General features: G+C 56.7%; 7 protein-coding genes and 1 tRNA gene. 4 read left to right on the top strand and 4 right to left on the bottom strand.

Features of this window, described 5'->3' with window-relative positions; genetic code table 11:
• The first annotated feature begins 3 nt into the window (after positions 1 to 3).
• Positions 4 to 2,085, top strand: a complete 2,082-nt coding sequence (gene recG / locus AM379_RS08505; RefSeq protein ID WP_020882696.1) for an ATP-dependent DNA helicase RecG — start codon at positions 4 to 6, stop codon at positions 2,083 to 2,085.
• A 2-nt stretch (positions 2,086 to 2,087) separates the two neighbouring features.
• Here recG and gltS read toward each other — a convergent pair whose 3' ends face one another.
• Entirely contained in the window at positions 2,088 to 3,290 is a 1,203-nt protein-coding gene (gltS, locus tag AM379_RS08500) for a sodium/glutamate symporter (RefSeq protein ID WP_014168040.1), read from the bottom strand.
• A 225-nt stretch (positions 3,291 to 3,515) separates the two neighbouring features.
• Here gltS and xanP point away from each other — a divergent pair, with 225 nt between their 5' ends.
• Positions 3,516 to 4,907, top strand: coding sequence for a xanthine/proton symporter XanP (gene xanP / locus AM379_RS08495; protein WP_047742746.1), 1,392 nt, complete (start codon positions 3,516 to 3,518; stop codon positions 4,905 to 4,907).
• A 119-nt stretch (positions 4,908 to 5,026) separates the two neighbouring features.
• Complete coding sequence (locus AM379_RS08490) at positions 5,027 to 6,730, top strand: AsmA family protein (protein ID WP_106503605.1); 1,704 nt, start codon at positions 5,027 to 5,029, stop codon at positions 6,728 to 6,730.
• Between the two features lie 60 nt (positions 6,731 to 6,790).
• On the opposite strand, the gene yicI is transcribed toward AM379_RS08490, so the two are convergent.
• Both yicI and AM379_RS08480 read right to left on the bottom strand, forming a co-directional pair.
• A complete protein-coding gene (gene yicI, locus AM379_RS08485; protein ID WP_073397547.1) occupies positions 6,791 to 9,109 on the bottom strand; it encodes an alpha-xylosidase in 2,319 nt (772 codons plus the stop codon).
• Between the two features lie 12 nt (positions 9,110 to 9,121).
• Positions 9,122 to 10,513 carry a glycoside-pentoside-hexuronide family transporter gene (locus tag AM379_RS08480; RefSeq protein ID WP_020882700.1) on the bottom strand — a complete coding sequence of 464 codons (1,392 nt, stop codon included), beginning with the start codon at positions 10,511 to 10,513 and terminating at the stop codon, positions 9,122 to 9,124.
• Between the two features lie 287 nt (positions 10,514 to 10,800).
• Between AM379_RS08480 and AM379_RS08475 the strand changes: the two genes are divergently transcribed.
• A tRNA-Sec gene (locus AM379_RS08475) sits at positions 10,801 to 10,895 on the top strand.
• A gap of 322 nt (positions 10,896 to 11,217) precedes the next feature.
• On the opposite strand, the gene AM379_RS08470 is transcribed toward AM379_RS08475, so the two are convergent.
• Positions 11,218 to 11,655 carry a GNAT family N-acetyltransferase gene (locus tag AM379_RS08470; protein WP_106503604.1) on the bottom strand — a complete coding sequence of 146 codons (438 nt, stop codon included), beginning with the start codon at positions 11,653 to 11,655 and terminating at the stop codon, positions 11,218 to 11,220.
• Between the last annotated feature and the right edge of the window lie 180 nt (positions 11,656 to 11,835).

Genomic DNA, 11,835 nt, shown 5'->3' with positions numbered 1-11,835 from the left:
CCGATGAAAGGCCGTCTGCTGGATGCCATACCGCTCAATAGCCTGACGGGCGTAGGTGCGGCGCAAAGCAGTAAACTGGCAAAAATTGGCCTGCACACCGTGCAGGATCTCCTGCTCCATCTCCCCCTGCGTTATGAAGACCGTACCCAACTCTATAAGATTGGCGATCTGCTGCCTGCCATTTACGCCACCGTTGAAGGCGAAGTACTGAACTGCAATATCACCTTTGGCGGACGCCGGATGATGACCTGTCAGATCAGCGACGGCACCGGCATTCTCACCATGCGCTTTTTCAACTTCAATGCGGCCATGAAAAACAGCCTTGCGACCGGCCGCAGGGTGCTGGCCTATGGTGAAGCCAAACGCGGGAAATACGGCGCAGAGATGATCCACCCGGAGTATCGCGTTCAGGGAGATCTGAGCACACCGGAGCTGCAGGAGACCCTGACCCCGGTTTATCCGACGACCGAAGGCATCAAGCAGGCAACGCTGCGTAAACTCACCGACCAGGCGCTGGAACTGCTGGATACCTGCGCCATTACCGAGCTACTGCCGCCTGAGCTGGCTCAGGGCATGATGAGTCTGCCCGAGGCGCTGCGCACCCTGCACCGCCCGCCGCCAACCCTGCAGCTTAGCGACCTGGAAAGCGGCAAACACCCCGCTCAACGGCGTCTTATCCTTGAGGAATTACTGGCTCATAACCTGAGCATGCTGGCGGTAAGGGCGGGCGCGCAGCGTTTTCATGCCCAGCCCTTAAGCCCGCGAGATGAACTCAAAGATAAGCTGCTGGCCTCCCTGCCGTTTAAACCCACCGGTGCACAGGCACGCGTCACGGCCGAGATTGAACGCGATATGGCGCTTGATGTGCCCATGATGCGCCTGGTTCAGGGGGATGTGGGTTCCGGTAAAACGCTGGTTGCAGCCCTGGCAGCCCTGCGCGCGATTGCCCATGGCAGACAGGTGGCGCTAATGGCCCCCACTGAACTGCTGGCTGAACAGCACGCTAATAACTTCCGCGCGTGGTTTGCCCCGCTTGGGATTGAAGTGGGCTGGCTTGCCGGGAAGCAAAAAGGTAAAGCGCGTCAGGCACAACAGGACGCCATTGCCAGCGGTCAGGTACAGATGATTGTCGGCACGCACGCGATTTTCCAGGAGCAGGTGCAGTTTAATGGTCTTGCCCTGGTGATTATCGACGAACAACACCGCTTCGGTGTACACCAGCGTCTGGCGCTGTGGGAGAAAGGGCTGCAGCAGGGCTTCCACCCGCATCAGCTGATCATGACTGCCACACCTATCCCGCGCACCCTGGCAATGACCGCCTACGCCGATCTCGATACATCGACCATCGACGAACTGCCGCCGGGCCGTACACCGGTCACCACGGTCGCCATTCCGGACACGCGCCGGAGCGATATCATCGACCGCGTGCGCAACGCCTGCACTCACGAAGGCCGTCAGGCCTACTGGGTCTGCACGTTAATTGAAGAGTCTGAACTGCTTGAAGCGCAGGCCGCGGAAGCGACGTGGGAAGAGCTGAAGCTGGCGCTGCCCGAGCTGAACGTGGGTCTGGTTCACGGGCGGATGAAGCCTACTGAGAAACAGGCGGTGATGCAGTCGTTCAAACAGGGTGAACTGCATTTGCTGGTTGCCACAACGGTGATTGAAGTCGGCGTAGACGTGCCCAATTCCAGCCTGATGATCATCGAAAACCCGGAGCGTCTTGGCCTTGCGCAACTCCATCAGCTGCGCGGCCGCGTTGGCCGCGGTGCTGTCGCCTCTCACTGCGTGCTGCTCTACAAAGCACCGCTCTCGAAAACCGCACAGATGCGTTTGCAGGTGCTGCGCGACAGTAACGACGGTTTTGTGATTGCACAAAAAGACCTGGAGATCCGCGGCCCAGGCGAACTGCTGGGCACGCGTCAGACGGGTAATGCCGAATTCAAAGTGGCGGATTTACTGCGCGATCAGGCCATGATCCCCGAAGTTCAGCGCCTCGCACGCCATATTCATGAGCGCTACCCCGAACAGGCGGCAGCGTTAATTGAGCGCTGGATGCCGGAAACCGAACGCTATTCCAACGCCTGATCTCAGGCAAACATCGGCAGCATCAGGTAAAGCTTGATCACCAGCGCGTTGACGATATCAATGAAGAACGCCCCGACCATCGGGACCACCAGAAACGCCATATGCGAAGGCCCAAAACGTTCGGTGATCGCCTGCATGTTGGCGATAGCCGTCGGCGTTGCCCCCAGACCAAACCCACAATGCCCCGCCGCCAGCACTGCTGCATCGTAGTTTTTGCCCATCATGCGCCAGGTCACAAACATGGCGTAGAACGCCATAAACAGCGCCTGAACGGCCAGAATAGCCACCATCGGCAGCGCCAGCGAGGCCAGCTCCCAGAGCTTGAGGCTCATCAGGGCCATCGCCAGGAACAGCGACAGGCAGACGTTGCCAAGCACCGATACGGCACGTTCAAATACGCGGTAGAAGCCCATCAGCGCCAGACCGTTACTCAGCAGCACCCCAACAAACAGCACGCACACAAACGTCGGGAGCTCGAACGCTGAACCTGCCAGCCATTGCGCAACCACTTTGCCCACCGTCAGGCAAATGGCAATCATCGCGATAGTTTCAATCAACACCAGCGAAGTGATGGTGCGTCCGACGTCGGGTTTTTCAAAGGCAGTGGGCACCAGCTCATCGTCCGGTCTTCCGTCTGGCGTACCAGAGTGCTTCACCAGATACCGCGCCACCGGCCCGCCGATCAGGCCGCCCAGCACCAGACCGAAGGTGGCGCAGGCCATCGCCACTTCGGTGGCGTTTTCAAAGCCGTAGCGCTCAGTAAACAGCTTGCTCCACGCCGCCCCGGTACCGTGGCCACCAGAGAGGGTGATTGATCCGGCCAGCAGCCCCATCAGCGGATCCAGGCCCAACAGCGTGGCCATCCCGATACCAATGGCGTTTTGCATCACTAGCAGCCCTACCACCACGATCAGAAATACGCCGAGCACTTTGCCACCCGTCCGCAGGCTCGCCAGGTTGGCATTCAGGCCAATGGTGGCAAAGAAGGCCAGCATCAGCGGATCTTTCAGGGACATATCAAAATCAATTTCCCAGCCCATGCTTTTCTTCAGCACCAGCAGGGCCAGCGCCACCAGCAGTCCGCCGGCAACAGGTTCAGGAATGGTGTATTTCTTCAGAAGGGAAACGCTGTGTACGAGCTTACGGCCAAGCAGTAAGACCAGCGTTGCGGCAACAAGGGTCGACAACGTATCGAGATGAATCATAAAAGGCTCCTGTTATGCGCGTGTTCCATACACACGCGGCGTTATCCTGGGCCGGCTTGCGCTCGTCATGAGCCGCCGGCGCAAAAAGTGTAATTTTTTTTCCCCATGGGTTGTAGAAAACCTGCTCACAGCGGCAGATTTTCTTGTCTTTTTTTGTTGGCAATCGTTTGCTTTTACCAGGTGGTCAGATAAAATGCCCGCTTTTCCACCGTGGGATTGCCGCCGATGTCCGTTAACACCCTTGAGTCTCCCGATGCGCAACCGATTGCGCAGAAGCAAAATAGCGAACTGATTTACCGCCTTGAAGACCGTCCGCCTCTTCCTCAGACGCTCTTTGCCGCCTGCCAACACCTGCTGGCTATGTTCGTTGCGGTGATCACCCCGGCGCTGCTGATCTGCCAGGCGCTTGGTTTACCGGCTCAGGATACACAGCACATCATCAGTATGTCCCTCTTTGCCTCCGGCGTGGCGTCCATTATTCAAATTAAAGCGTGGGGCCCGGTGGGGTCTGGATTGTTGTCGATCCAGGGCACCAGTTTTAACTTCGTCGCACCGCTGATCATGGGCGGTACAGCCCTCAAAACCGGCGGTGCGGATGTTCCGACCATGATGGCGGCGCTGTTTGGCACGCTGATGCTGGCCAGCTGCACCGAGATGGTGATCTCCCGGGTACTGCACCTGGCGCGTCGCGTGATCACGCCGCTGGTATCCGGCGTGGTGGTGATGATCATTGGCCTGTCGCTGATTCAGGTTGGCTTGACCTCCATCGGTGGCGGTTATGCGGCAATGAGCGACCACACTTTTGGTGCACCGAAAAACCTGCTGCTGGCCGGCGTGGTGTTGGCAATCATTATTCTGCTTAACCGTCAGCGTAACCCGTATCTGCGTGTGGCATCGCTGGTGATCGCCATGGCGGCCGGTTATCTGCTGGCCTGGACGCTGGGTATGCTGCCGGAGAACACCCCGCAGACCAACAGTGCGCTGATCACCATTCCAACGCCGCTGTACTACGGCCTGGGCATTGACTGGGGTCTGCTGTTGCCGCTGATGCTGGTCTTTATGATCACCTCGCTGGAGACGATTGGCGATATCACCGCCACGTCTGATGTCTCCGAGCAGCCGGTCTCCGGCCCGCTGTATATGAAACGCCTGAAAGGCGGCGTGCTGGCGAACGGCCTGAACTCGTTTGTCTCTGCGGTCTTCAACACCTTCCCGAACTCCTGCTTCGGCCAGAACAACGGCGTGATCCAGCTGACTGGCGTTGCCAGCCGCTACGTTGGTTTTGTGGTGGCGCTGATGTTGATCGTCCTCGGCCTGTTCCCGGCGGTAAGCGGTTTTGTGCAGCATATACCTGAACCGGTACTGGGCGGCGCAACGCTGGTGATGTTCGGGACCATCGCGGCTTCTGGTGTACGTATCGTCTCCCGCGAACCGCTGAACCGCCGCGCCATCATGATCATTGCCCTGTCGCTGGCCGTGGGTCTGGGTGTTTCACAGCAACCGCTGATCCTGCAGTTTGCCCCGGACTGGGTGAAAAACCTGCTCTCTTCCGGCATTGCGGCAGGCGGTATCACCGCGATTGTTCTGAACCTCGTTTTCCCGCCTGAGAAAAATTGATCGCCCTCACGGCAGGCTGTCAACGCCTGCCGTGACATCTCTTTACACCATTCCCGCCTTGAGCATTGCGCATAAATCGTGCATAACTCCCTTATGTGCGTTTCGCGGGATGGAAGACCATGAAATTTATTGGAAAGGTACTCGTCTATCTTCTGGTGGCCCTGCTCATTGTGGTGCTGGCGCTCTATATTCTGCTCCAGACCCGCTGGGGAGCATCTCAGGTCAGCAACTGGATAACGGTGAATACCGATTACGAACTCAATTTCGACCTGATGGATCACCGCTTTTCGTCACCTTCCCACATCATTCTGGAAAACGTCACGTTTGGCCGCGACGGTAAACCCGCCACGCTGGTGGCCAGGAAAGTCGATATTGGTCTGAGTAGCCGACAGGTCACCGATCCGCTGCACATGGACACCATTACCCTGTTCGATGGCACGCTTAATCTTTCTCCTCAGACGGCACCGCTCCCGTTCCAGGCGGACCGTTTGCAGTTGAACAACATGGCCTTTAACAGCCCCAATACGGAATGGGATCTCAGCGCACAGAAAGTGACGGGCGGCGTCAGCCCGTGGCAGCCAGAAGCAGGCAATGTGCTGGGTAAAAACGCACAGATCCAGGTGAGCGCAGGCTCGCTTACCCTGAACGGCGTGCCGGCCACCAACGTGCTGATCCAGGGACAACTCAACGGCAAAGAGGTGGTGCTGAACACCATTGGTGCCGATATGGCGCGCGGTTCGCTCACCGGGTCCGCCCTGCGCAACGCTGACGGCAGCTGGATTATCGACACCATGCGTCTGAATGAGATCCGCCTGCAAAGCGATAAGTCACTGGTGGATTTCTTCGCGCCTCTGACCACCATTCCCTCGCTGCAGATTGGCCGTCTGGAAGTGACTGACGCACGCCTGCAGGGGCCGGACTGGGCGGTGACCGATCTCGATTTAAGCCTGCGCAACCTGACACTCAGCAAAGGCGACTGGCAAAGTCAGGAGGGGCGTTTGTCCATGAACGCCAGCGAGTTTATTTATGGCTCTCTGCATCTGTTCGACCCGATCATGAATGCGGAGTTCTCCCCGCAAGGCGTGGCGCTGCGCCAGTTTACCTCCCGCTGGGAGGGCGGCATGGTACGCGCTTCCGCTAACTGGCTGCGCGAAGGTAACGCGCTGGTGCTGGACGATGTCGCCATCGCCGGGCTGGAATACACCCTGCCGCAGAACTGGAAAACGCTGTGGATGGAGCCGTTACCGGAATGGCTGAACAGCCTGACGCTGAAAAAATTCGGCCTGAGCCGCAACCTGGTTATCGATATCGACCCGGCCTTCCCGTGGCAAATCACCTCTCTTGATGGCTATGGCGCGAACCTGCAGCTGGCGAAAGATCGCCAGTGGGGCGTATGGGGTGGCAGCGCAACGCTGAACGGCGCGGCGGCGACCTTTAACCGCGTGGACGTGCGTCGTCCGTCGCTGGCGCTGAACGCTAACGCCTCAACGGTAAACATTACCGACCTGAGTGCTTTCACCGAAAAAGGCATTCTGGAAGCCACGGCGACGGTTTCACAGCTTCCGCCACGGCAGACCACAATCAGCCTGAACGGACGCGGCGTGCCGCTCAACGTGCTGCAGGCGTGGGGCTGGCCGGCGCTGCCCATTGGCGGTGATGGCAATATCCAGCTAACCGCCAGCGGCAGCGTGCAGGCCAACGCACCGCTGAAGCCGACGGTTAACGGGAAACTGAATGCGGTAAATATGGATAAACAGCAAGTGCAACAGACGATGACGGGGGGAGAGGTGTCGACACTATCCTCACCCCTGCCCTCTCCCTGAAAGGAAGAAGAAGCAAACCCTTCCCTCCCCCCGTTGGGGAGAGGGTCAGGGTGAGGAAAATTAAAGGTGTACTACCACCTCATTACCCTCCGCTTTCACCACCACGCCCCACTCGCTTCCGGCCTCTGAGCCGCCTTTTACGCCACTCAGTTTCTGCACGTTGCGCAAGCAGACCGACCAGTTTCGTGCGTCACCTGTGCCGGTAATGGTCACGGTGTCGCCGCTGCGTGTGGCTTTCAGCGTAAATGCCACAGAACCGTCCGCCGCGGGCACTTCGCTCACCGCCATCGCGCCATCGCCCAGGTTAAACAGCTGGAAAGCTGTCCCTTCGTTCCAGGCGTAGTCCGGTTTCTGTTGATTGTTGCCCAACGCCAGGAGGGTGTTATCGCGCACATAGACCGGCAGGCTGCGGAAATCATGCTGCTGTTTATGCCAGCGGCTGCCCTCGATTTCATCGTTATGCCAGAGATGGGTCCAGCGCCCTTCCGGCAGATAAAACTGCACGTCACCGGCCTCAGAAAACACCGGGGCTACCATCACCGACTCCCCCAGCATGTACTGACGGTCGAGGTAATCGCATGCCGGATCGTCCGGGAACTCCAGCATCATCGCCCGCAGCATCGGTGTGCCATACTCGCGAGCCAGGGCAGCCTGGCGATAGAGATACGGCATCATCTGACATTTCAGCTGAGTGAAGTGACGCACCACATCACAGGACTCATCATCGTACGCCCACGGTACGCGGTAAGATTTGCTGCCATGCAGGCGGCTGTGGCTGGATAACAGCCCAAACGCGCACCAGCGTTTGTAGACGTGTGCCGGCGCGGTGTTCTCAAACCCACCGATGTCATGGCTCCAGAAGCCAAAACCGGACAGACCAATCGACAGCCCGCCGCGCAGGCTTTCCGCCATCGATTCGTAGTTGGCGTAACAGTCGCCACCCCAGTGCACCGGGAATTGTTGCGCACCTACCGACGCCGAGCGGGCAAACAGCACCGCCTCATCCGCGCCCACCGTTTCTTTCAGTACGTTCCACACCAGTTCGTTATAAAGGTATGCGTAGTGGTTGTGCATCTTCTGCGGATCTGAACCGTCAAACCACTGGACGTCCGTCGGGATGCGCTCGCCAAAGTCGGTCTTAAAGCAGTCGACGCCAATATCCACCAGGCCTTTCAGCTTGTCGGCATACCACCGACACGCGTCCGGGTTAGTGAAGTCATAAATCGCCAGGCCGGGCTGCCATTTGTCCCACTGCCACAGGGAACCGTCCGGGCGCTTGAGCAGGTAGCCCTTCTCTTTCAGTTCGCGAAATACCGGCGACTTCTGGCCGATGTACGGGTTAATCCACACGCAAACCTTCAGCCCTTTCTCCTTCAGGCGGCGGATCATCCCTTCCGGATCCGGGAAGGTCACCGGGTCCCACTCAAAATCACACCACTGGAAGGCCTTCATCCAGAAGCAGTCGAAGTGGAAGACATGCAGCGGCAGATCGCGCTCGGCCATGCCGTCGATAAAGCTGTTCACCGTGGTTTCATCGTAGTTAGTGGTAAACGAAGTCGTGAGCCACAGGCCGAAGGACCATGCCGGGGGGAGTGCCGGACGCCCGGTGAAGCGCGTATAACGGTTCAGGACCTCTTTTGGCGTCGGACCGTCGATCACGAAGTACTCCAGATACTCCCCTTCGACGCTGAACTGCACTTTGGAGACTTTCTCCGAACCCACTTCGAACGACACGTTTTCCGGGTGGTTCACCAGCAACCCGTAGCCGCGGTTGGTCAGATAGAACGGGATATTTTTGTATGACTGCTCGGTACTGGTGCCGCCGTCGCGGTTCCACGTTTCGACCGTCTGGCCGTTGCGCACCAGGGCGGTAAAGCGCTCGCCCAGACCGTAGACCGTTTCACCTACGCCCAGATCCAGACGCTCAAAAACATAATTACGATCGGTACGGATATCCTGCACGTAACCGTTGTTTTTCAGCTGACTGCCGGTAATACGCTGGCCGTTGCGCAGAAAATCCAGCGCCCAGCACTCGCCTTTGGTGACGCGTACGCTGAGGTGACCGCTTTTCAGCTCAGCAAATTCGGCATTGTTTTCAATCTCAACGTTCATCTCTTTGATGACATTCAGAGGATAGTGCGGACCGTTGTTCAGCGCGCCCTGGAAGTGCTCGATACGCACGCCAACAATCCCTTCCTGCGGGGAGAAAAGACGGACGGTGAACATCAGGGTATCGAGCTGCCAGGTGCGCTCACGCACGTCGCGCGGCGCCACGTACACCACCAGGTCATTGCCCTGCTGCTCCACGTCGAACACCTGTACCGGATACGTCACGTTCAGACCCGGTTGAATAAGCCAGTTTCCATCACTGATTTTCATGCTTTCGTCCTCTTAGTTCTGTAATTCTTTACTGACCGGCAGGTTGTCAAACTCCTGCTGATTGCGGCGCGCGCCGTGTGCCAGCTCGCTCATGATTTTGGTCAGGAAAGGCGTTTTCAGGGTGTAGTAGCGTTTGGCGATGATGGCGCTCAGTACATAGCAAACCGCCGGGGCCAGGGTGAACAGGCCGATAATGATGCTGATGGTCGCGCTGTTCTGGGTTTTAGCTGCGGCGTCATAACCCCCCCCTGCCAGCATCCAGCCGATCATCGCCCCACCCAGCGCCAGGCCGAGTTTCAACACAAACAGCGTGCCCGCGAAGCTGATGCCGGTAAGACGCTTGCCGTTGGTCCATTCGCCGTAGTCGACGGTATCGGACATCATGACCCACTGGATCGGCGTCACCAGCTGATGCAACACCCCAATCACAAAGATGAAGGTGAACATCACCACCGTGGCATGCATGGGAACGAAGAACATCGCCACGCTGACCACCGCCAGGGCGGCGTTGGTCCACCAGAAGATGCTGACCTTGCATTTCCAGTCGGTGAGCGGTTTCGCCAGCGCAGAGCCAATCAGGTTCCCGACACAGTAGGTGGTGAGGAACGCGACAAAGATTTCCGGTGAGCCCATGATCCAGGTGCAGTAGTACATCATCGCGCCACCACGCACGCAGACGGCGAGGATATTGAGAATGGTCAGCACACCAACAATACGCCACTGGTCGTTGTGCCAGATATCTCGCAGGTCTTCACGCATGGAGGTGGTGCTCGGCGGCACCTGGATGCGCTCTTTGGTGGTGAAGAAGCAGAACGCCAGCATCAGGAACGCGACCACCGACAGCACGGCGATCCCGCCCTGGAAACCGAACGCTTTGTCATCGCCACCAATCAGGTTAACCAGCGGCATCATCAGTACCGTCGAGAGCATGCCGCCCGCGGTCGCCAGCACAAAGCGCCAGGACTGCAGGGAGATACGCTGCGTCGGGTCGTTGGTGATCACACCGCCCAGGGCGCAATAAGGGATGTTAACCACGGTATAGAGCAGCGTCAGCAGCGTGTAGGTAATGGCGGCATAGATCATTTTGCCGTTGAGGCTGAGGTCCGGCGTGGTGTAGGCCAGCACGCAGACAATGCCGAACGGGATAGCACCGAACAGTATCCACGGCCGGAATTTACCCCAGCGGCTGCGGGTACGGTCGGCGATCAGGCCCATGCACGGGTCCGAAATCGCATCCAGCGCACGTGCCAGCAGGAACATCGTGCCGACAAACCCGGCAGGAATGCCGAAGATATCGGTATAGAAAAACATCATGTACAACATAACGTTATCGAAAATGATGTGGCTGGCGGCGTCACCCATGCCGTAGCCAATCTTCTCTTTTACTGACAATACGTCGCTCATTTTTTTATCCTTCACGCTGTAGGGGGCGCTGAGACCGGTTACAGATTTTTAAACCATTGTTTCAGGAGCGGGTATTGCGTTTTCTTGTTAGCTGGTTACGTTTCTTGTTTTTTGTGATCGCGGTAAATATTGGCGAGCACGAAATGCTAACCTGAGGATTTTCTTAGGAATTAACTGAAACAGGGGTGTTAAGGTCAAAAGAGAGGTGAAAAAAGTGTGCCGGGGTATGTGGTAAATGCCTGAAAGTAGCTATAATGCGCCCCGCCTCCATGTAGCAATGCAGGCGCGGAAGATCGTCATCTCCGGTGAGGTGGCTGGACTTCAAATCCAGTTGGGGACGCCAGCGTTCCCGGGCAGGTTCGACTCCTGTGATCTTCCGCCAAAATTCTTTTAATAGATTATTCTCATATTTGTTCCACCATTAAACCCAAATAATAATTAAATCTATTCACTAAAATTTTTTATGTGACTCTTCTGCTTTTCAGTAATTCTTAAGTCATCCTTTTTAGTTTTCTCACCCAGAAATATTCAGGCATTAAACTTTACCCATGTGTTTCAACTAATTAATTACGTTGATATTGATTTGTTCGATTATATTACGGATATCATAATAGCCAAACTGTAATCGTGAGGTATAATTCCTGAACGGCAAAACGCGTTGCATTTCATATCTAACGAGTAGGATATCTGCGTTAAGTTAGCATTCACTCACCCAACCGCATATGCAACAACGGAAACGCATTCCCCTGTCCGTCCCGTTCTGAGCGCCCCACCTGCACAAACCCCATATGCTGATAAAACGCAACGCTCTGCGGGTTTTGCTCGTTTACATCCACTTCATTCGCACCAAAATGCGCAATGGCATAGTTCAGCAGCAATTTCCCTACGCCTTTTCCCCGGCTCGCATCATCCACAAACAGCATTTCAATGCGGTTTTCATCCACGCCTAAAAAGCCATGAATAACACCCGCTTCATCACGGGCAATCATAACCTTGAGATTGGGCAGATAGGCATTGAGCAATAACGGGCGCAGGGTCGCAATATCGCTTTCCTGTAAAAAGTGATGGGTGGCACGAACGGAAGACTCCCAGACTGTGACGAGGCGTTCGAAGTGTGAGGGGTGTGCGGTTTCGATTTTCATGGGGGGGATCATTATAGAGCGCAGCGATTAAATCAAGTATCCAGAAGCATAGAGACAATAAAATGAAGACCTTAAATGAAGTAATAAACTCTCGAACCTGTGAAAGTCGAGAGCGTATCAAGGAAATGGCCCGGAAGTTGGTTCAGGAGACTGGTCAGCAGATAGAGCATGAAAAGCAAG

It is taken from the genome of Enterobacter cloacae complex sp. FDA-CDC-AR_0132, assembly GCF_003010695.1.
Taxonomy (GTDB): domain Bacteria; phylum Pseudomonadota; class Gammaproteobacteria; order Enterobacterales; family Enterobacteriaceae; genus Enterobacter; species Enterobacter ludwigii.
The sequence above is the reverse complement of the archived record's forward strand: the minus strand, read 5'-3'. Positions and strand labels throughout refer to the sequence as shown.